Source organism: Novosphingobium oxfordense (assembly GCF_044029435.1).
Classification (GTDB): Bacteria; Pseudomonadota; Alphaproteobacteria; order Sphingomonadales; family Sphingomonadaceae; genus Novosphingobium.
Genome location: NZ_CP147007.1, coordinates 520,535 through 542,915, shown reverse-complemented (window position 1 = coordinate 542,915; position 22,381 = coordinate 520,535). Strand labels below are relative to the sequence as shown.

Genomic DNA, 22,381 nt, shown 5'->3' with positions numbered 1-22,381 from the left:
GGCGGGGCGGATGTAGGCAAGGGCACTGAGCGTGTTCTCGGCCAAGTTGCGGTCTGGGTCGCATATTCGGGGGTTTGATGAGAAAGCTAGTTATCGCCGCGGCTCTGCCGCTGGTCGTCGCGCATGCCGCGCAGGCGGCAGAGCAGGACGATTCCGCAACGGTCCGAAGCGAGCGCCGCGCAGCGGTGTCTGGGCAGGAGATCGTCGTTACGGCGACGCGCGGCGAACAGGAGATTGCGCAGGCTCCTGCCTCAATGTCGGTAGTCACCGGCCCAGACTTGCGCCGCCGTCCGGTTCAGGACTTGGCCGAAGCCCTGGAAAACGAGCCTGGCGTCACGATCAACGGCGTTGGGATGACGCGGCGGGGCATCTCGATCCGAGGGATGTCGAACGAGCATGTGCTGACGCTCGTGGACGGACGCCGGATCACCGATTCCGCCGCCAACATGGCGCATGTCGACTTCGATCTTGGCTGGGTGCCGACCATCGCTATCGACCGGATCGAGGTCGTGCGCGGTCCGCTCTCGGCGCTTTACGGGTCCGAGGCGTTGGCAGGGGTTGTCAACGTCATCACGCGCAGACCTGAACAGCGACTGGAAGCCAGCGCACTGGCGCTGCAAGGCTTTCGTGACGGCGCGGGCGGTGACACTTCGCAGCTTTCCGCACTTGTCGGCGGGCCGATTGTCGAGGACGAGCTTGGTATTGTGGCCTGGGGCGAGTACCGCCGGCGCGGGCGCACGGCGAGCGAGGTCGATCCGCTCCAGAGCGAATTGGAGGCGCGTGAGGCGCTGAGCGGTAGCGTCATCGCCTGGTGGAAACCCGCGCCCGGTCACCGCATCGAGATCGGGCAGGCCGTCAGCGACGATGACCGCGCGCGCGATACCGTCACGGCAACTACGCCGCCCGTCTACTACGAATACCAGGACCACATCACCCGCGCGCAGACGCACGGCAGCTACACCGGCAGCTTCGATTGGGGCGAGGTACAGACGCGGGCCTACCGTTCGGTGCTGGAGCGCAGAAACGAGCGGGATCAGGGCCAGACACCGACGCAGCCGACCCGCGGCGTCGATTTCGTGGCCGATGCGCGCGTCACCGTGCATGCTTTCACCGGCAACAGACTGACGCTGGGCGCAGAGCATCGCAACGAGTTCCTGCGTGATTCGACGATCAACACGGCGGGCGAGGATAGCGTCAACCAAGACGCACTGTTCGTTCAGGACGAGTGGAACTTCGGCGAGATCGGCTCGCTGACGGTCGGAAGCCGTTTCGACCACCATCCCGCCTATGGCTGGCAGAGCAGCCCGCGCGCCTATCTGGTGGTCACACCGGTTAAGGGCCTCGTGCTGCGCGGCGGGGCGGGCAAGGCATTCAAGGCGCCGAGCCTCAAGCAGCTGTCGCTGGACTATATCACTGTCGCTGCGGGCGGGCGTTTCATCATCACCGGCAACCCGGATCTCAAGCCGGAAACCAACACGGCCTACGAACTGGGGGCCGCTTACTACGGGCACGGTTGGCACCTGGGGGCGACGCTGTTCCAGAACGACCTCAGGGGCCTGGTCCAGACCGTCTGCGTGGAAAGCTGCGGCATCCGCGGACGCGAACGCCGGGCTTACGTCAATGTCGACAAGGCGCGTATTCGCGGCGTGGAACTGGGCGGCGCATGGACGCCGGTGGAGAGCCTGTCGCTCTCGGCGAGCTATACTTATGTCAATCCGCAGGACATTTCCAACGATCAGGAACTGGCCGAGCGCCCCAGTCACAGTGCCAAGTGGCAGGCGGCATGGGATTTCCTGTCCGGGAGTACCCTGAGCCTGCGTGGCCGCTACATCGGCAAGCAGACTATATATCAGAGCACGGTGCCGGTTCGGCTTGATGGTTACGATCTGTGGTCGGCCGCCGTCAGCCATGCCTTGAACGGGCGACTGACCCTGAAGGCGGGCATAGACAACATGTTCAAGAAGCGCCTCGCCGAAACTTCCGCGCTTTACACTTATGCTGAGCCGGGCAGGGTGTTCTTCGTGGGTCTGGGCGCGCAGTTCTGACGTGATGCGGCCCCGGATGATCTTTCGACTGATGCTGCTTGTTGCTTTACTGGCGCCTGCGCTGGCTCCCACGTTCGCCCTCGCGCGGACAGCCTCGGATGCCGCCGATCGTCCGGTCGTGCGGATCGTCAGTACACACTTCGTGCTGCCCGCCAAATTCGTTCGGCTTGCCCGCTGGGCTGAGGAGGCGGGCTACCGGATCGAATGGCGCTATGCCGAGGATGCGGGGAGTGGCGCCGCAGATATCGTCACCGGTGCCGATCTTCTCGTCATAGACGGTCCGCGCCCGGGCGATCGCGCCGCCATCGAGAAGGCGCTTGGCCCTGCGTCCAGTCTCACTGTTGCGTGGATCGCGGCGGGCGGCGGTCCTCCGGCATGGGGCAGGCTGGACGAGGCGGCCGCCCGTCGCCTGATCGGCTACTACGCGGGCGGCGGCGAAGCGAACCTCACCGCATTCGCCAAGGCAGCCATGCTGGTGCTTTCAGGGAGCGATCTTTCCGTGTTGCCGCCACCGGCACCCTTGCCCGCGAGCGGCCTCTACCATCCGCAGGCGCCGTCCGCTTTTGGGGAGCCGGCCGATTTCGCGGCATGGATGGCGGCACGCGGGAAAGGCCCAGTCGTGGCCTTCGCGATTTCGGAAGGACAGGTTCGTGACATGCAGACCGGCGTGCTCGGTGCATTGGCCGGGAGCGCCGAGGCGCGTGGCCTGTCACCGGTCTTCTTCTGGTACGACGAGCGCGATCCTCAGGCGCTGACCAGGGTGCTGCGCCCATTGCGCGCTCAGGCGCTGGTGAACCTGACGCACATGCAGAACGGCGATGCCCGCAAGGACGAGTTCGAGGCTTTGGACATCCCTGTTCTGCAAGGGCTGGTGGAGCGCGGCATGACTCCGGCTGAGTGGCGCGCCGCCCCCTCGGGGATTACGGGTGCGAGCGGAGCGGTCATGCTCAGCGTGCCTGAAAGCTGGGGGATCTCCGATCCGCTAGTAATCGGGGCGGTCGAGAACGGCGAACCGGTACCTATCCCCGAGCAGATCGAATTGATGACCGCCAAACTCGCGCGCCTTGTCGCCCTGCGCAATACACCGCCTGCCGACAAGCGCCTTGCGTTGTTCTTCTGGAACTATCCGGTCGGTGAGCGCAATCTCGCTGCGTCCAATCTCAACCTGCCGCTCAGTCTGGCGAAGCTGACCCGCGATCTGGCGGCGGCGGGCTATGATGTGAAGCCTGCCGGGGAGCAGGACCTGATCGCGACCGGGCAGGCCATGCTCGGTGGCCTTTACCGGCCCGAGAGCCTGGACGAGCTCGCTGCGCGGGGGCTCGCGGAGCGGCTGCCGCTGGCCGAATACAAGGCATGGTTCGCGACGCTGCCCGAACCGGCCCAACAGGCGGTCGCAAGCCGCTGGGGAAGGCCGGAGGACAGTCCGGCACTGCGCGGCGGTGCGTTTCTCATCCCGCGCCTCATGCTCGGAAATCTGACGATCCTGCCGCAGCCGCCGCGAGGCGGCGATCCGACAAAGTCCTATCACGATGCCGGAACGCCGCCTGATCATCGCTATCTGGCGACCTACCTCTGGACACGCATCCACGCCCATGCAGATGCGATCATCCACTTCGGCACGCATGGTACGCAGGAGTGGACGCCGGGCAAGGATCGCGGGCTCTGGGCGGGCGATTTTCCGATGGTGCTGCTGGGTGATGTGCCGGTCTTCTATCCGTATATTCAGGATAACGTGGCCGAGGCCATCCAGGCGCGGCGGCGCGGACGCGCGGTGACCATCAGCCACCAGACGCCTGCATTCGCTCCTTCGGGTCTTTATGACGAACTGCGAGACATCCATGCGCTGATTCATGAGTACGCCCAACTTGACGCAGGACCGGTGCGGGACCGGGTTGCCGGCGAGATCGTCGGCAAGGCAGGACGCGCCCACTTTGACGCCGAACTCGGCTGGGACAAGGCCGCCATCGCGCGGGACTTCGGCGGCTATTACACCGCACTGCACGACCGTCTGCACCAGATCGCCCGTGCGTCGGTTCCGCTCGGCCTGCACACGTTCGGCGAGGCGTCCGAACCCGTGCAGCGTCTGACCACAGTCATGCAGCAGCTTGGCCCCGATTACTTGCTGGCGTTGGGACAAGATCCCGTGGAAGCCTTCGCGGAGGATTTCTCCCGTATTAGCGAAAGTGCGCCTTATCTCTTCCTGCGACGCTACCTGAGGGAAGGCGGGGACCCGGCATCGATAGCCGACCCGGCCTTGCGCGCGCAGGTGATCAAAGCACTCGCCTATGACCGTAATCTTGCTGAACCGAGCGAGACCGAGGCGCTTTTGCAGGGACTTGCCGGCGGCTTCGTGCGGGCCGGTCCCGGCGGTGATCCGGTGCGTGAGCCGGAGGCGGCGAGCGGGCGCAACCTTTATGCCTTCGATGCGCAGAAAGTGCCAACGCCTGCCGCCTATGCCGAAGGGGGTAGGGCGCTCGACCGGCTGCTGGAAGCCTATCGCGAGAAACATGGCGGGGAGTGGCCGCGCAAGCTCGCTTTCTCGATGTTCTCGAGCGAGACGATCCGCACGCTTGGCATTGGCGAGGGGCAGATCCTGCAAGCGCTCGGCCTGCGGCCTGTCTGGGGGCGGGGCGGCAAGGTGGAGGGCCTGGAAATAGTGCCCGCCGTTCAGCTCGGCCATCCGCGCATCGATGTGTTGATGCAGCCCACCAGCGTCTATCGCGATCAGTTCGATGTGTTCATGCGCCTGCTGGCCGATGGTATCGACCGTGTCGCCGCGCTCGACGAACCCACCGGCCCTGCTGCCAATGCGCGGGCTTTGGAAAAGCGTCTTGTCGCCTCCGGAATGGCGCAGGAGCGCGCCCTTGACCTATCTCGCCTGCGCATCTTCACCAATGTGCCGGGAGATTACGGTACAGGGTTGCCCGATCGCGTGGTTGCCGACGGTAGCGGTGCGTGGAAAGACGAAGCGTCGCTCGCCGAACCCTATCTTGCCCGCCTCGGCCATGCTTACGGCGCGCGCGACTGGGGTCTTTCGCTGAAAGATACCGACCTGTTCGCCGAGCAATTGCGTGATGTCGATGCTGCGGTGTTGGTGCGATCGTCGAATGTTCATGGCTTGCTATCGACCGACCATCCCTTCGAGCATCTTGGCGGCCTATCGCTGGCGGTGCGTACGGTGTCGGGGCGCGCGCCGGACCTTTTCGTGACCGACATGCGTGGGAGCGAGGCCCGCGTGACGAGCGCAGGCGGCTATATTTCCGAGGAACTGCGTGCTCGCTACCTCAATCCGCAGTGGATCAGTGCAATGCAGCAAGAGGGATATGCGGGGGCCAATGCCATGGCGGCGATCGTCAATAATCTATGGGGCTGGCAGGTAACCGACCCGGGCAGCGTGCGCGCTGACCAGTGGCAGGCTATGCATGAAACGTACGTTGCCGACACTCGCAAGTTGGGCCTCGGCAGGTTCTTCGCCCGTGTTCATCCCGGCGCGCAGTTGCAAATGGTGGACCGGATGCTGGAAGCCGTCTCGCGCGGATATTGGAAGCCCGATTCCGCCACCAGGGTTTCGCTCGCGCGTCGCCGCGCAGACGTTGCGCAGGCGATTGCCAACGCGGACAGGAGCGCACGGATGCAGCTGGAGGGAAGCGGCTTTGGCCTGACGGCCGCTGCGCCGTCAGCCGGTGCATCTCCCGCGTCCACGGCCGCCGCGTCCTCGTCCACGGTGAAATCAAGTCCGTCAGCCGCGTCCGCACCCCCTCCGCCGCCGCCTTTTGGGCGCGTGCTGGAGCGGCAGAAGACCGAAGCAACGCCCCTGCCAACCGCCATGCGCGGCCAGATGCCTGCGTTATTCGCCATTGTTCTCTTCTTCCTGATCGGCGTGGCGCTCGAAGCCGGGGCGCGCCGGACCATCCTTCCGCGAAAGACTGCCCATGCCAGCACTTGAATCCACGCTTTACGATGCTTCCCGACTGTTTCTGATGCCAGTGATGATACTGATCCTGTTGGCGTTGATCTTTGCGATCGCAAGTTTGGGAAGTTTCGCTTTCGAGGCTGCCGCGCGAGCTGCGGGCGGGGCCGGGCGGCCACTTGCCCGTCATCGTGCACGCACGGGATGTGCCAGCGACGATCTCGAACTGTTTATCATGCGCCGCCTCGAATGGCTGCGCATCGTTTCACGCAGCGCGCCGATGCTGGGGCTGGTGGCGACGATGATCCCGATGGGGCCGGCATTGCTGGCGCTTGGCAGCAATGATGGTGCGGCGGTCGGCAAGAACCTCGTCGTGGCTTTCTCTTCGGTGATCCTGGCGCTGGTTGCCGCATCGATCAGCTTCTTCGTCTACACGATCCGGCGGCGGTGGTTGCTGGAAGAATTGCGGGCCATTGAAACCGAAAGTGCCGCCTGATGCGCTTTCTTGAAGATGATGAGGCTGACGATCCGATCCTCTCGGTGGTGAACCTTGTGGATCTGTTCCTGGTAATTTGCGCCGTTCTCATGGTCCTTATCGCGCGCAATCCACTCAATCCTTTTCAGTCAAAGGACGTCATTGTCGTCGAGAATCCGGGCAAGGCGGACATGACGATTACCGTCAAAGATGGCGAAAAGCTGGAACGCTACACATCGACCAGTAAGATGGGTAAGGGCGGCGGAGTGAAGGCGGGCGTAACCTATCGTCTGCCTGATGGAAATCTCGTCTACGTTCCTGAATGATCTACCAGCCAACGCGGGCCGAGTTAGTCACGGCCGCAAGCGGTGAACCCGTTCACTTCGCATTCTAAGAAACGTACTTAGTCGATTTTCCGACCGGCGCGCAGTGCTACGATATCGAGCTAGCCGAAGTCGCAACCATTCGTTGAGCAAGAACTGCGTCAAGCCATTCCTCGACGGCGCGTGGTCCAAAAAAAGCGTGTCCGGGTAGAATTCACGTCGAGGATACATTTAGGGTACCTGCTTTCCCACGGTGATCGCCAGACCTCGTCTATAATGGTATGCATGACCCGAGCGACGACGATAGCGGCAATGCGCGCGAAAATCGCGGCCTGGTCCAACAGACAGGTCCGTAGGTTCAATAGACTGGCCGGCAGAAACAGATATGTTCGTCCGCTTGTGCTTGCAACGCAGGCCATGTGGCTCACACCGAGCCTCTACAAGAACCTTCGTTACGCGCGGCGTTGGTGGCAGGTATTGACCTGTGCCTGCTGCGCAGGTCCCCTCTGGATTTTGGCATTCCACCTCGTGCAGCCGGACCTGCTTCGCACCCTCTACGGCTCGCTCGATGAGGTGGGGGCGCAATTCGGGCTGAAGGGTTTGTCGCTAGGCAATACATTGGGCAAGGTCCTGATGACCGCTTCTGTGGTATTCCTCGTCTATGGCCTGGCCTTGGGCGATTGGCTTATTGCCCATGGTTGGCGGCAATTGCAGTCGATCCTCAAAAAGGAAGCCATTCAGCCGCCCCCGTTCGGCTACTTCGCAACGGTGGCGGCAGGCAACATGGTGGGATTGGGCGCAGCATTTGTCCTGATAATAGTGGCCGGCAAGCCCTTTGTTGAACCTGCCTGGCAATGGTTGTCGCTCAAGGGTGGATTGCAGTCCGTCCTCGCCGTCCTGATTTGTGTACTTTTCTGGTTCGGTCGTGACCGACTGCAAACGATCGGAGTGAGGCGCGACCAGGAAATTTTCGGGAACCGCCGGAAAGCCTTCTGCGCGCGGCTGGCAGGGTGCGCATTTCTCCTTGCTTTCCCCTTGATGGTTTTGCCTCGCCTCTCCTGATGGGAAGCCGATGCCCAGCGCTTGAGGCGGGGCATCGGTGGCGGCGACGACCGCTGCGGTGAGGTTGGCGGTTACCGCCGGTGCACCGGGCTCCTTGCGCCTGGCCGGTTCTCCTGTTTGGTATTTCGGCGCCCATTGTCTTCCATTCAGCCGAATGGCAGCAATGCTGGGATGTCGCTGTAAGTCTGCGGCGGCGCAATAGATCCTTTCGCGACTTTTCTTCTGAGTCGCCGATGGTGATGCGGCCATGGAGAGGTTTTGCTGCAAGGGGTGGAACCGATCTTGATAGGGGGTTTTGCAGCTCGCGAAGCTCGGTTTAGCGACGAGCGGACAGTGCCTTTTCGCAGGATCCGGTCATCGAAGTACCAGATGAATGTCGGGATTGAGGCAATGCGAATGCAGCGGAACGAGGTGGCCGCTTCATCTCAACTCTCCATGCGCTTCTTGCGGCCTGCGACGTCATATCGCGGGAGGGGCATGGGCGGTCCCCAACCCGGAGAGAATGGCCTTGGCGTAGCACCGAGACCATATCTTCTGCTCATTACGATTCACATTGCTTTTCGCGCGGCGCGGCTTCTGCGTGATCGCTGATAGGTCGAGCGACAAAACCGGCCACCTCCTCCGGCCGTCGCTCCGCCCGAACGCACGCGGACAAAGCGCCGCAAGACAAATGGATGACGTCGATGTCTGGCCGATGCCATTCAGTGCTTTGAGACGCTCTGCGCCTCCCGGGCGCGGCGGGGCCAGCGCGCCTGAACATCCTCCTGGCTGTCTCGACCATGATGACGCGTTCGTGCTCGATTCGGCAGTCCAGCTTGCGCGCTGCCCCAACGATGATTGATCAACGGCGCGGTTTGCGGAAGCGAAGTTTCTAAGGGGTGCGTAAGCAGATGGAGAGCTCCATCGATGAAAATTTTGGCGATTGTGCGCAACGTGTCCTAACGCATAGCGTGGCACCGATCATGTACGCTGAAATATTCAAGCCGTTATGATAGCGTTTTCCTATCAAAACAGGACGACGCCTATGCAAATTCGCTTCCTTGAGTATTTGGTGGCGCTGGATGCTGAACGGCATTTTGCCAAGGCCGCCGAGCGCTGCAATGTTTCTCAACCGGCGCTGTCGGCGGGACTGGTGGCTCTCGAGAAAATGCTCGGCAAGCGTCTGGTCGAGCGGGACCGGCGTTTCGTGGGTCTCACAGAAGAAGGGGCCACCGTACTTCCGTGGGCAAGGCAGATGGTCTCTGCAAGTCGTGAGATGATCGCGGCGTTAGACGGTGCCGGGGATCAGCTTACCGGCAACGCACGTATAGGATGTGTTCCGGCGGGGATACCTGTCATGGCCCCGCTTGCGAGCCGATTGAAAAAGCATCACCCTCACTTGCGCATCATGTTGCGGCCCATGACCTCGGAAGCAATTAAAAAGGGGATCGACACGTTCGCTATTGATGCTGGAATCACATATCTCGATCCTGCGCCGCTGCCGACGATAAGCACTCACACCCTTTCCACGGACAATTTTTTGTTCGTCGGCCGGCATCCCGACATGCGGCAATACATGGACGGGCTTCCTTTGGAAGCGGCAATGCGCTTTCCTCTGTGCTTGCTGCCGAAAAGTGCGCATGGCCGCCGCATTCTCGATGAGCAACTCGCAAACATCGGTTTGACGGCGGTGGCTTCGATTACGGCGGATAGCCTTGAGGCGCTGATAGCGCTGGCCGACACGGGGGAGTGGGCCACTTTCCTGCCCGGGACCTATCGGCATCTCCTCCCGCAGTCCCTGCTTGCGTGCCCCTTGAAACCCGTTTTGCGAGCATCGAGAATAGGAATTGTGATAGCGGAGAGGGGCGGTGCTTCCGAAGTAGCCCTGACAATCTTCAACGCTGCAAAGGCGATTGGAAATTTCCCCAATCCACGGTGATGTGATGGACGTCGTCTGTCATATCATCGTGCATTGCTGGACCACGATGTTTTGCGCGGGTCCGGTGCGATAGCCCTATGCCGATCGAGGCGCGCTGACCCGATATCAGGCGGATTTTTTGAGCATGCCTAACGGGGCGCCGCCTCAGAGACGCATACAGGTGCCGCGGCTAAATGCTCTGCGCCGAAACTGGTCGGAAACGAACCTTGCCAGGTGGCGCGTCAATCGCTGGTCCACGGTACACTCAACCGTCGAACCAACGCCGGATTTCGCGCGCAACCGCTTCGACGCGGCCAATGAGCGATTCCACCTCAATCACCACCAGCTTTCGACCGAACATTCCCCCGTCACGGACTGAGGCTTTGAAGTCGTGACCTTCGAGGGAGTGATCGACCAGCACAACGTCTAACTCCAGAGCACGCGATTCGAGATGCAGGAGGATCTCCTTCGCCGCCCATGAACGGTACGTGCTGCGAACGACGGCATCCAGGTCCATTTCCTGGATGGCCACGGCGAGTTCTATCTGCGCCTGCCTTTGAGGGTCGATTCCGTAAGCTATTTTTCAACTCGCGACGAAGGGCAACCTCGGTTTTAGATTGCCATCTCCTCTATGCGAAAGCTATCCGATTGTCCCGATATGCTAATTTTTCGGCCGCTCCGATATAGTTGGCCGCATTTCTCGCCGCCTTCTTCCCGCTACATTTCTTCGGACAGTCGAAATGTGTGTTGCATTACACGTATCGACTCGCCGGTCCGAACGAGGCTTCGACAGGAAGCGACGGATTTGAATCTGCTTAAAGCAGCGGGTAGCGGGCGATGAGGCATCGAGATTGTTTGTAGAACTCAGACATGTTTGGCCGGTCCGCCGCGGCGACGTTGGCGGCGGTCACAGTCTGATTTGTTAGGTTCGTCAAGAATTGGCTAATTTTCCAATATCTTCAATCCTAAACTGTATTTAAGCCGGTAAATGAGCGAATAATATCTGTATTATTTGCAAATTGACTGTTATAAATTAATGATGAACTCGACGTCGTGCGTGTTGATGCACAAATGGCGCGCGGTCTGGTCCTTGCTCACTTACCCTGTCCGTCCAATTGCACGGGGCTTGAGGAAGCCATTTTGCATAATAATGTCGTTCCCGCTGATCGGGGCGATCGGCGCAGGACATCCGGATTCCAACGGGACTCGTCGCGGATGCCCGACTGTTCGCAGACCTTTCTTGTCCGCCGCACGTCACAGATCATCCGTTGATATATCTTCACCCGGTTGTCGCTTGGCTAAGACTGGTGGATGAACCGCTTCGTCGCTGGCTGACGCAGCGTTCGCGACCTGCCGACAAGGCAATCGGAGAATTGTATCGAGAATGCCGCCGGCCAAGCCATCCCTTTTCGAAGTAGGAAGTTGCATGTGAGCAGGCTGCGGCATTTGATGCGGGGGTGACGCGTGTGCGCTCCTGTCGAAACCAACGCTTCGGGACCGCTGGCTGGCAAGGCAGGTAAATCCCACGACAAGTCCTACAGTTCCTGGGCAATTCATTAAATGGACGGCAGCTGTCGGGGAACCGCCATGACGTGCTCTACGGCAGCGTGCGGCAGATAGACATGAAGACAGACGCCGCAGCTATCGACTATGCCCCGTCGTCCAGCGCCCAAGATCCAATGGCCGCTTATGCCTATGTTCGCCGCTGGCGCTCTGCGAATACTTACCTGCCCGGTTTAACCGGCTCGAGCCCTTAGACTGGTTCGCAGCGCGCCTTCTTGTACTGGGATCGCGTATTCACGGGCACTTTGGCGGGTTGCTCCTGCAATTTGCCAGTGCATGACATTCCCGTCCGAGATCTGCAGCCGCAAGCTGCGGGCCGGACCCGCTGAGTGTTCGATCTCGAACGCACATTGATCGAGCCGAGGGCTGACCTGGATGGGTGCGTCAGGCGCGAAACGGCCGTCGTCCAGCAAGTGAACATCGAGGGAGCGGTCTGCGAGCCGCGCGTGAAAGCGGCGGCGCACACCGTCGCGGGGATAAATCAGAAGCTGGTTATCGCGCTCCTCCAGCACTCCGGAAAGTGCAATGCGGCCGAACAGCTCGTCATCAACCAGCGTGGTAGCTGCCGCGCGTAGGGCCCCGCAGAAGCCGAGGTCAATTTCGCAGGAATAGTACCACGAACCATGCCGATTGGGCTGGTCCAGCCATGTCTCACTCAGGGCAGCGGGCTCGAAGCCGCCGCCTGCGCCGCCGTCGTTGGCCTTGCCGGGGTACCAATAACCGTAGCCGCTCTCCGGCGTGCCGCTGTTCAGCAGCGCCCAACTGCTCAGCGCCGAGGCATGGCCCAACCGCAGCAGCGGACGGAAATCGGAAGTATCGTAGAGAGCGTGATCGAGGATGGCCCAACCGCCCATCTGCGCCATGTAACTTAGCGTATAGGCATCGCCTGCCTGCGCGCGGTAATCGCTGCCGAGCGTATAGTAAGCGGGTTGCAGCCATCCCCGACAGAACAGGTTGGCATCCATCTGCCGTTTTGCGAAAGCGTGCGCACGTTCGGGCGGGAAGCGCTCCGGCCGGTCGAGCGCATAGCGGGCAATCGCCTGCGTCGTTTCGAAGCCAGTGGAATCGAAAGCGTATTCCGAGGCGAAGAGGTCATCGACCTCGTTAACAAAGTGAGCGACTTTGTGCTCCCAGTGCCCGGCCAGTTCGTCGGCTTGCGCCATGAAGCCTTCGCGGCGCAGCGCGTCGATCATATCCGGAATCACCAGTTCGTTGTAGAAGCCGGTGGAATCCGCCTCCCAGCCGACGATTTCCTTGGGGATCGTGAACATGGCCCGCGCGGTGCCGAAAGCGCGTTCGAGATAGTCGGTTGGGCTTAGACGTGTGCGGAAGCCGTGCCGGTCGCGCGCTATGCGATAGAGCGCGAAGTACATCAGTGCGATGTGCGGATAGTCGTAAGGGCGCCAAAAGTGTTTGCGGCCCTTGTCGCCCGGATCGGCACTGTCGCGATTGCGCTTCCAGTCCGGAATTCCGTAAAGCGCGTAAGGCCATGGCTCTTCGGTCGTACGCTGGAGCCCGCCCCAGACGAAGTGCTCGACATAGTCATCCAAGGCGTCGATTTCGGCCTGCACCGGATATTCCGCGTTCTTGGCGGCAAGGAAGGCGGGCTTTGAGAGGCCCGGATCATCGCAGGTCACTTCGTAGATACGCCAGCCTTTGATCCGGTCGTAATTGTCCGGGCCGAGAAGGGTTTCGCTCTCCATATTCCACTCGGCGAGCAGACCGTCGTACCACTTCGCCGGATCGCGATGGCGGTGCGCGGCAATGAAGGCTCCGCGCTTGGCAATCATCGTCTCAATCGGTTCGGTGACGAAGAATTCCAGCGTGGTTTGCCCCCCGTCCGCCTGATGCAGCGTAATGTGGTTCTCGCCGAGATGAGCGAAGCGAAGGCGGAAAAGCCTCCGCCCGGCCCGTTCGCCCAGCGGGGTCAATTCGGTGTGCGCGGGGTGCTCGGGCTCCAGTCGGACGACCGGTACACTAGAAGCCAACGAGAGCGTTACCTCCAGATCGGTCGGTACGGTCATACCCGGAATGACCTCGACGTCGATCAACCCATGCTGAGCAACGGTCCTTCGCATCGCGGCGTAGCCGTCCACGAGCAGGAACCGAACGCTTCTTTCGGCGGATTCCCCCGGCGCCAGCAAGAGGCTGGTTGCGGGCAGGCGCCAACGCGATCCCGCCAGCTGCACGGCGGCAACTTCAGCGGCGGCGTGGAAAAATACACGGTAGAGGTCCGGCGAATCCTTGGGGGCATCCCAGTACTCGAGCGCTGCGCCAGCTTCCGGGAGCATGGCAAGCCAAGGGGTGAGAGTGTCCCTACGTTGCCAGAAGATGTGCGAGCTGCGGCCGGAAATGAAGCTATGCTTGAGAACCGCGTTAGGATCTTCTTTTGCCGCGTGAATCATGTTTATCGGTAGCGGAAGAGCAAGATCACCAAACTCGATCGGCAAATCTGTGTGGTTGGACAGCGTTACGGTCAGGCGCAGCCCATCTGGTCCGAGGACAAAACTGCAAGTGGCGGAGATGGCAGGGGCGAGGAAATAGCGTGCCTGTAACCCATTTTCCGTCGTCCTGACGCGTTCGGGCTCCAGCTTGCCCGTGTCGAAGCGCTGCCACGGACCATTTGCGATGCGGTAGGTCCCGGCGGCATTCCCGAGACCCGCGCCAGCGTGAATGAAATCTCCCGGAATACTCTCTGAGGCGGCAGAGAGGCTTGTCGCGCGCCCGCGGTCGAAGCCCAGCTTGAACGGTTTGCCGGGGCCGCCGAGTACGGAACTGATCGTGCGCGGTACTGGCGAAGGCGGCACTGCGGCCAGCAACTGCGTTTCAAACGCGGGAAGGAACAGGCCTGCGAGCCCGGCGCGGATCAGACTACGTCGGTCATGCATATCAGCAGGCTTGCCGCGCACCCGGCTGCCGGGGGTTCTGCGACTTCCGGGCGGAATGTCGAGTGCGTCATCGTCAGCGCTGTCCAAGGCTCACCCTCGTCAAAGAAACGAAGGTATATCGTATAATTTACTTTAGGCAACCATCGGCAATGATTGCCAGGCCTGTGCTGTAGCGGTCGCAAACCGGTTCTGGCTGCCCGCCAAGGAGCCAGTCGGCCTGGGTTCGCCTGCGCGGCGATCAGATTGCGACCTGGAGCCCGGATTGATCATCCAGTCTCACACCGCGGATGGCTACGGGCCGATTCCGGCAGCGCTGATATAGGCATCCAGCGTATCGTCGGCCGGGAAGACGCGACGATCGAAGGAGAGCGCACTGCCGATCAGCAGGTCGGCCACGGTGAAATCGGCGCCGATCACGTAGGCCCGTCCTGCGTGGAACGGGATTCGCTTCGATCTGGTTGCCCATACGTCGGCTTCTGACGAAAGCCGTAGAATTCCGAGCGGAGGCGATCACCTGTGAGGCGAGCTGTTCGCGCATGAAATCTATCAGGCGCTGGGTCTTCACTGGTAGCAAACGAGTTTCGTTGAGAGCATAGACAGGCATCGATTTGCCCTGCAAGTCAGCAAGATAGCGAGGTGAGGCATAGAGTTGGGGTGTTAGCAAGGCCAATGGGTTGGCGATTAGGCGAGAGTTTTCAGGTCGTCCATGGGGACAACGGCATCTATGGACTCGCTGCCAAAGTCGTTCCGACGCGGCGTCAGATCGATGTTGAAGGTGATGCCTGAAAGTAGCCGGGCAAACTTGGCGATCAGTGGGGCCAGATATGTCACCGCGGAAGCGACTGGAGAAGATGCCCTGAGGAGACCCGTGAGCTTGGGCCAAGCGCGTCTCTTTGGCTGCCCCTTGAAAGCTCTTCTATCACCGCCTTTCCGACAGACCCATGTCTTTGAGATGGCTCATCCACCGACTATCCTGCTCTTATGAGCTGGGGAACCTGTGACCTGCCATGCCGATGATTCCGACCAACAGTTAAGAGTTTTAAAGATCTGCGACGCCAACAGTTCGCCCGGTTTCGAAGGTATCGAGAAGTGTTGTAAACCGATATCGCCTCCGAAATTCTGGACTTCCTTTCCCTTCGCTTTTGAGGATGGTTGTGACACGCACGGGATCAACCGCCGCTGGACTTTCTCGTTATCGCCGAAGTTGAAACGCGGCGGGCGCGGAACCGGTATCGGGATCGTAATCGGGATTGGCCGGATCGAGTGGGTCCGGGGTATCGAGCGGCGGTGTCGCCGACTGGTGCCAGGCGCGCACGATTACGTCCCGGAGCAGGGCTGCCCCGGCGGCAGTGCGATCGATCACTAGCTCCCGGGCAGCCGTGTCGCCCGTGTTGTCGAGCGCGCCACGGCTGTCGAGTTGATAGACGGCCTCCACATGTCGGCCGCTCTCTTCGAGGAATGCCAGGATTTCGGAGAACAGATCACCGTCCTGACGCGCAATCGGCCGCATCCGGCTGGCGGCGTCGGCCGGGGTCAAGCCGATCAGGGCGACGTATCGGGATTCAAACTTGCTGTGAACGGTGCCGGAGCGCGTAAATCCGGCAGGGTTTGGCCCCCGCCAGCCGTCACTGTTGACAGATACGTGCAACGGCTGGGAACGATCGCCGATATAGTGGCCCAGGCGCACGACCGTGAAGGCACAGCTCTGTTCAAGAAACCTTGCCTGATCCGCCCGGCCTTTTGCCCGCGCTTCCCGCAGCAGACGCATCTGCGCGACCAGGTTTTCGTACTGCTCCATAACGGCATAGGGCAGCGTTCCCGTCCAACGGACATTCGTTCTAGCGGCGGCTTCAGGATCGCTTTCCTTGATCCGCTGCCGTTCACGATAAAGCGCGAGCACGAATGCATAGCGCGAGCGTGGAATGGGGCTCAAGAACGCAAATTGTTCCCTGAACCAGCCATGGTTGGGATCCTCCTCGATTTTTGCGAATGGCTCGCTTGCTGCGCGCCATTTGTCGGGCAGGGTCGCGGATCCAGTGACATAGTCGATTTGAGCCTTGAGAAAGATGGGACCATCCGCTGGCAAGGCTTCGATCGCGGCACCGTCTATCGCGGCATGGGCCTGTTGGCCCCAGGCGAATGCTGCTGACGGCATGGCCATCAGGCAGGCGGCCAGAAACGAAGCCGCGAGGCGGTTGCGGGCGTTGTTGGGCAAGCAGGATCTCATCAACGTGCGGGTTGGAACAGCGAGAGCGGGATGGCCCGGCCCATCGCTTCGTAACCGGCATTGCCTGGATGCAGATGGTCGCCGGAATCGAATGCGCGCTTGATCACCGGCGGTGTCGCGGTATCGCGCAGGGCCGCTTCGAAGTCGATCACGGCATCGAATTCCCCGCTTGAGCGGATCCAGGCATTTGTCTTTTGCCGGATGTCTTCCATCGCCGGGGTGAAGGCCTTCCAACCGAAGCCCGGTGTGATCGTTGCGCCGATGATCCGGATATTGCGGGCATGGGCGGCGGCGATCAGCTTGCGATAGCCCGCGATCAGATCGTCGGCCGTCAGCGCGGGTTCGCCGGGAAGGGTGGCGCGCCAGATGTCGTTCACGCCTTCGAGGAGGATCAGGTGCGAGACCCCGGGCACGGAAGCCACGTCGCGTTCGAAACGATTGATCGCGGCCGTGCCGCGCCCATCGCGTAGCAGGCGGTTGCCGCTGATCCCCATATTGACGACGCCGCAATGGCTTTTGGGGTGCTTTTCCGTCAGCCGCCGGGCAAGTACGCCGGGCCATCCACGCCAGTCGGGCCGGGTTCCACGCGCGCCCTCGGTGATGGAATCCCCGAGCGTGACGATGGTGCAAGGGGCCGACGGGTTGCGCACGGCAATCTGGGTTACGAGCGGGCGGACCTTGATCGTCTGCAGGGTAGCACCCGCCGCACCCCCGGTCGTCGGCGCAAATGAGGCCGGAAAGCCCGCATTGCCGGCGACGGTGGTGCTGGGCGCGGAAGTGGCGATTTCGACGATCAGGTCATCGCCCGCCTTCACCGCCAGTCCGACCGGCTGCGTGACGATCGTCTGGCCGGAAGACAGCGCCGCACCGGAGCCGGCTGCAAGCGTGACAGGTCGCATATTCTGCGCATCCAGCGCGAAGCCATCCCGGTCGGCTGCCCTGGCGACGGTGATCGTCGCAATTTTCAGCTCCTGCGCACCATCGGGATTGGTCACAGTCAGCCTGACGGCATCGCCCGACTGGCTGACACGCATGCGGTAACGATAGGTTCCGGCGGGGTTTTCCGCCTTGACCGATCCCGTTGCCGGCGATGTGGCGTATCCCCATGCGCCGGCCCATTCAGGCCCGGTGCCGGCTCGCACCGTCTCGCCTTGCGCTGCGGGGGCCAACGCCATGCTTCCGCACAGCAGAACTGCTGCGATAAGGTTCTTCATTGCGCCGCCCCTTCAGAACTTGAACCGCAGGGCGGCCGAATAGACGCGCCCTTCGAAATAGACGCGATCGGTAAAGGCCTTGGTCCCCCAATAGGCGCGCTGTGGCCGGTTCAGCAGGTTGGTGCCGTCCACCGTGAGCGAGAGGTTGCGATTGAAGTTGTACGTCGCCGATGCGTCCAGGCGCGAGATGGGATACCAGTTCAGGTTCCTGCTGGGGTCGGTCGCATTGTAGCTGAGCGTGAAGTCGCTGCGCCATGACCAGGCCACTTTCGCGCGAAACTTGCCGTCGTCATAGAACAGGCTGGTGTTGTAGCTGTTCTTGGAGATGCCGGGTGTCTGGCCCTTGAATGCGGCGCTGGCGTCGGTCGCGGGAAGGTTCTGTTCGGACTGGATGTAGGTGTAGTTCGCTGAAGCGCCGAAGTGGCGGAGCACGCCGGGGGCAAAGTCGAAGAACGTGCTGGCGCCCACCTCGATACCCTTGATGTAGCCATTGCCGGCGTTGACGTATTTGGTCACGTCCACGGTGCCGAGCGCGCCCGGAACGGCATCGTCCTCAAGCGTCGTCTTGACGATGTAGCCTTTGACGTTGCGATAGAAGCCCGCAAGCGCGATCGCGCCCGTGCGCCCGAGATAGTATTCGAGCGACAAGTCCCAATTAGTGGAACGCACCGGCTTGAGGTCCGGATTACCCGATGTCGCCACACCCGTATAGCTGCCCGAGGCGGCCTGGACCTGCACAAGGTAGACGGTGGGATTGAGGTTGGAGAAATCGGGCCGGCTGAACGTCTTGGTCCAGGCGCCGCGAAGCTGAAGCTGCGGGGTGAAGTGGACGATGGCGCTGATCGCGGGGTCTACATCGATGTAGTTCTGGCGGCCGTGAATCGGTTCGTAGCGCGTGATGGTGCCCCCGGTCGTTGGGGTGTTTTCCTTGATCCGCTGGGTTCCATCGATCGACAGCCAGGTATTCACGGCACGCACGCCCGCGACGCCGTCCACCGGGATGCCGGCGATTTCGAAGCCGTATTTGAATTGACCGTAAGCGGCGAAGCTCGATTCCTTGCCATCGAACGAGCTTTCCGGATCATAAGCCGGGCGGCCATTATCGGTGAAGTAGCCGCTCATCCCCTTCAACGTGCGAATGTATTCGTTGAGCGCGATGACATTGGCATCGCGGTTCAGGTAACCGGCATCGTAACCCACCCAGCCCGACGGGATGGATGCATCGTCGGCAGCCGGGCGGCGGGAGAGCACTACGGGCGTGTCACCGCCGGGAAACGAGGACATCGGCAGGTTCAGCGCGTTCAGGTCCACCAGACCCGTGCCCGACCGGTACTTCGCGGTACGGCTGGCGTAGCGATAGCCGAACTTGAGCGACCGGAAGAACCCCGGGCCGGTGTCCAGCTCCAGATCGCCGCGCCATTGCAGGCCTTGGCCCTTCTGGCGTTCGCGGGTGTCGGAATAGGCGCGAACGTGAAACTGGTTGATATCGGTGATGTCGACGGTTGGGTACGAATAGGCCAAGCCGCCCCATTTGCTGTCGCTCTGGAATACCGCGTCGATCACCGGCGCCTTGTTGAACGCCAGCAGGAACAGCTGCTGGTCGGTGTTGATCCGCGACGTGGTGTAGACGGCGCTGGAGGTCAGCGTGGCAATGCCGGACGTGAAATCCGCGCCCAGTTCGACTTGCGTTGTATCGAGCACCTGATGCGTATGGTTGGAGCGCGGTCCGGACGTGGCGGGCGCGGTGAAGGTAGCGCTCTTGACGATCTTGGTGCCATCGACGAGTTCGACGTTGCTGAGCGGGGTGGTGGCGGCGATGTTCGTCTGGAAGTCGGTATCGGTGTAGGTGTTGTCGTCCGTGACATTGGTCGCGCGCAGATGCACGCCGAAGTTGTAGGCCGGGCGCCACTGGATCTCGCCGGTCAGGACCGGGCGCTGGTAATGCCCCTTGGGATTCTTCGCCAGGATGCCGGTGGGCAGGATGTATCCGGCAGCATTGGTCTGCGGCTGCAGGTTCTCGCGATAGGATTCGTAGTAGTCGCGCCGTGTGTAGGATGCGTTGAGCAGGATGCCGAACTCGCCTGCACCGGTGTCCCAGTTACCGGCCAGCAGCACGTCGCCATTGTACATCAGCTTTTCGGCCTGATCGTCATAGCTGGCGCGGATCGTGCCGGCGGCGCTCAGGCCCTTCTTGAAATCCAGCGGCTGGCGCAGTTGCACGTCGACAGCTCCGCCGATGCCGCCTTCGATCACATCGGGCGTCAGCGCCTTGTATACCTCCATCGAGCGGATAATCCCTGCCGGATAGCTGTTCAACAAGGTCCTCCGCGAGGAACCGGTATAGGCTTCCTGCCCGTTGATCATCGTCACTACGCTGGAGATGCCGCGGATCGTGATCGACTGACCTTCGCCTCGATTGCGGAAGATTTGCACGCCGGGCAGGCGGGCCAGAGCCTCCGTCGCGCTGTTGTCGGGAAGTTGTCCGATGTCTTCCGCCGCGACCGCATCGACGATGGAGGACGAGTTTCTCTTGATCTCCCGCGCGGAAGTCAGGCTGGCGCGAAACCCGGTGACGACGATGTCGCTCCCAGGTGCGGCATCACCCGGAACGACAGGTTGGGTTTCGCTGATCCTGGCACGGCGCAGGACGATACGCGCGCCGTCGTCCGCGGCGATTTCAAGGCCGGTGCCGGAGATCAGCATGCGCAGCGCGGCCCGCGCGTCCATGCGGCCCTTGACCGGGCGGCTCCGCAGCTTTTCCAGGCCTTCGCCGGGGGCAACGATCTGCACTTGCGCCTGCCGTCCCAGCGTGGCGATGGCGGCCGGCAGGGGCTGCGCGGGCACGTCGAACTGGCGTTCCTGCGCTATCGCCGGCGTGGCGATCGCACAGGCGACGACGGCAAGGCCGCTGCCGCAAAAAAGTTTCGAAATCATGGTAACCTGTCCCCACAAGCGGCGTGTCTGCCGCTTTCGAGGGCTAGATGCGGGCCGCCCGACGATCCTCCATCCAGCGGTGAAATTTATTTGCGATCCACAATCTACTTGCGAGAGAGCGTGACCGTGTCATCGCCGACCGTAACGCGAAGGTCGTGCGCCAGGGCGGCGGCCTGTGCAAAACCGGCCGGATCGCTGGTTGAGAACACGCCGGCAACTTTCAGTTCGCCCAGAGCGGGGTCGCCGAACAGGATGCGCCGGTCGGAGTAGCGGGCATACTGGCGGGCGGCATCGGCGAGTGTCAAACCGGTCAGGTCCATCTCGCCCCTTTGCCACAGGCCTGCCCGATCGACATCGCCCGGGGAAAGCTGGCCTTGCGCGACCGGGCCGCGCGCCGGCACGTCGATCCGGTCTCCAGCCGACAACAGGTACGGTTGCGCCCCCGTCGCACGGACCTCGACCTGACCTTCGCGCACTGTGACGGCGACGTCGCCGATGTCCGAGATCTGGACCAGAAAACTGGTTCCCACCACCCGAATGCGTACGGCCCCGGCCTCGACGATGAACGGGCGGGCGGCATCCTTGGCCACATCGAAATTCGCTTCGCCCGCGAGCATGCTGACCCGGCGTTCGAGCGGCTGCATCGACACCGAAACCTGGGTTCCCGAATTCAGGGTGACTGCGGAGCCGTCGGCCAGCGCGGCGCGGCGCACGCTTCCCTTTTCGGCGTTCAGCGTTTCTGTGCGGGTGAATTTCTCCAAGCCGACAGCGGCCAGGACCGAGGCGGCAATGGCGCCGGCCGCGCCGCCCAGCCAGAGCCGCCGGTTGACCCGGCGCATGCGCAGGTCATCTGCCTCCTCCACCGGTTCGGCCGGAGCACTTGCCTCGTGAGTGAGATCGCGCTCCACGCCCAGTGCCACCGCCCGCTCAAGATAGGCGTTCGCCGCCATCGCGCGTGCAAAGGCCCCTGCGTGCCGGGTGTCGGCTGCAATCCAGGCGTCGAGTTCTTCCTGCTCCCGGACGCTCAGCGTATTGGCGTCGGCACGAAGCGCCCAATACGCGGCACGGTCGTCAAGCGCGCTCACGCTCATGGGGTCGGTCATTGCCTTCGCTGTCGTTTCGCTGTTCACGCAGCCTAGATGACGTATTCCGACAATTTCCGCCACGCCCGATTGCATTCGTCAGAATCGCCAGCGCCTTGACCATGTGCTTTTCGACCGTGCTTTCGGCCAGATCGAGCTTCTGGGCGACTTCACGCTGGCTCAGGCCCTGTATCTTGCGCAAGGTGAAAACCTCGCGGCAGCGGTCCGGCAGGGCGGCGATCGCGGCGGCGACCTGCGAAAGCTCCTGCCGATCGGCTGCCACGCGTTCCGGGGTGGGCGCATCTTCGGGGATTTCAAGAACCTGAGTATTGGCCTGAACGTCGATCGTTACGATTTTCGCCCGGCGCAGCGATTGCAGAACCACCGACTTGGCGACCTCGAACAAGTACGTGCGCGGGTTGCGGATGTGGTCCACGCGTTCGAGCGAGGCCAGGATCGCATAGCTTTCCTGCACGACGTCATCGACTTCCATGCCCGCCGATGACGCGCGTGCGCCCAGCCACTGCCGCAGGGCGGCTTCGTGCGGAAAGACGTGGCTTCCCAACCAGACAGCACGTTCTCGGGAGAAGGACATGGCTGCCCCACCTATCTGCGGAGAATGACAATTTGGATACAATTACAGTGCCCGGCGACGATGTGTGTAGACCTTGCAAATAAATCCGGCGCGGCATGGCGGAAGACCTGCGCTCTTGCATCTAGGTGCCGAAACGCCCTGCGCGATCATTCGGGCGGCGGGCTTT

The 22,381-nt window shown here is 61.9% G+C and carries 14 protein-coding genes and 1 pseudogene; 6 read left to right on the top strand and 9 right to left on the bottom strand.

Annotated features, from left to right (window positions below; translation table 11 throughout):
• Positions 1-77: 77 nt before the first annotated feature.
• From WBP07_RS22390 to WBP07_RS22365, 6 genes are all read left to right on the top strand, one after another.
• Entirely contained in the window at positions 78-2,045 is a 1,968-nt protein-coding gene (locus tag WBP07_RS22390) for a TonB-dependent receptor domain-containing protein (protein ID WP_395396067.1), read from the top strand.
• Between the two features lie 16 nt (positions 2,046-2,061).
• Entirely contained in the window at positions 2,062-5,991 is a 3,930-nt protein-coding gene (cobN, locus tag WBP07_RS22385; protein ID WP_395396066.1) for a cobaltochelatase subunit CobN, read from the top strand.
• A complete protein-coding gene (locus WBP07_RS22380; protein WP_395396065.1) occupies positions 5,978-6,451 on the top strand; it encodes a MotA/TolQ/ExbB proton channel family protein in 474 nt (157 codons plus the stop codon). The genes cobN and WBP07_RS22380 overlap by 14 nt, the downstream gene beginning before the upstream one ends.
• Positions 6,451-6,756 (top strand): DUF2149 domain-containing protein, encoded by a 306-nt coding sequence (locus WBP07_RS22375; protein ID WP_395396064.1) that lies wholly within the window; start codon positions 6,451-6,453, stop codon positions 6,754-6,756. The genes WBP07_RS22380 and WBP07_RS22375 overlap by 1 nt, the downstream gene beginning before the upstream one ends.
• A gap of 414 nt (positions 6,757-7,170) precedes the next feature.
• A complete protein-coding gene (locus WBP07_RS22370) occupies positions 7,171-7,815 on the top strand; it encodes a hypothetical protein (protein ID WP_395396062.1) in 645 nt (214 codons plus the stop codon).
• Positions 7,816-8,839: 1,024 nt separating this feature from the next.
• Complete coding sequence (locus WBP07_RS22365) at positions 8,840-9,733, top strand: LysR substrate-binding domain-containing protein (protein ID WP_395396061.1); 894 nt, start codon at positions 8,840-8,842, stop codon at positions 9,731-9,733.
• A gap of 244 nt (positions 9,734-9,977) precedes the next feature.
• Here WBP07_RS22365 and WBP07_RS22360 read toward each other — a convergent pair whose 3' ends face one another.
• The 9 genes and pseudogenes from WBP07_RS22360 to WBP07_RS22320 form a co-directional block, all read right to left on the bottom strand.
• On the bottom strand, positions 9,978-10,244 hold the full coding sequence (locus WBP07_RS22360) for a hypothetical protein (protein ID WP_395396060.1): 267 nt from the start codon (positions 10,242-10,244) through the stop codon (positions 9,978-9,980).
• Positions 10,245-11,448: 1,204 nt separating this feature from the next.
• Positions 11,449-14,250 (bottom strand): DUF5695 domain-containing protein, encoded by a 2,802-nt coding sequence (locus WBP07_RS22355; RefSeq protein ID WP_395396059.1) that lies wholly within the window; start codon positions 14,248-14,250, stop codon positions 11,449-11,451.
• A gap of 204 nt (positions 14,251-14,454) precedes the next feature.
• Positions 14,455-14,580: a hypothetical protein gene (locus tag WBP07_RS22350; RefSeq protein ID WP_395396058.1), complete on the bottom strand. Its 126-nt coding sequence runs from the start codon at positions 14,578-14,580 to the stop codon at positions 14,455-14,457.
• Positions 14,581-14,683: 103 nt separating this feature from the next.
• Positions 14,684-15,033 (bottom strand): annotated as a pseudogene (locus WBP07_RS22345) (LysR substrate-binding domain-containing protein); the annotation flags it as partial.
• 322 nt (positions 15,034-15,355) lie between these two features.
• On the bottom strand, positions 15,356-16,378 hold the full coding sequence (locus tag WBP07_RS22340; RefSeq protein WP_395396056.1) for a nuclease: 1,023 nt from the start codon (positions 16,376-16,378) through the stop codon (positions 15,356-15,358).
• An 11-nt stretch (positions 16,379-16,389) separates the two neighbouring features.
• Positions 16,390-17,604 carry an SGNH/GDSL hydrolase family protein gene (locus tag WBP07_RS22335; protein ID WP_395396055.1) on the bottom strand — a complete coding sequence of 405 codons (1,215 nt, stop codon included), beginning with the start codon at positions 17,602-17,604 and terminating at the stop codon, positions 16,390-16,392.
• A 12-nt stretch (positions 17,605-17,616) separates the two neighbouring features.
• A complete protein-coding gene (locus WBP07_RS22330) occupies positions 17,617-20,538 on the bottom strand; it encodes a TonB-dependent receptor (RefSeq protein WP_395396054.1) in 2,922 nt (973 codons plus the stop codon).
• Positions 20,539-20,642: 104 nt separating this feature from the next.
• A complete protein-coding gene (locus WBP07_RS22325) occupies positions 20,643-21,641 on the bottom strand; it encodes a FecR family protein (protein ID WP_395396053.1) in 999 nt (332 codons plus the stop codon).
• Positions 21,610-22,215: an RNA polymerase sigma factor gene (locus tag WBP07_RS22320; RefSeq protein WP_395396052.1), complete on the bottom strand. Its 606-nt coding sequence runs from the start codon at positions 22,213-22,215 to the stop codon at positions 21,610-21,612. The genes WBP07_RS22325 and WBP07_RS22320 overlap by 32 nt, the downstream gene beginning before the upstream one ends.
• Positions 22,216-22,381 lie beyond the last annotated feature (166 nt).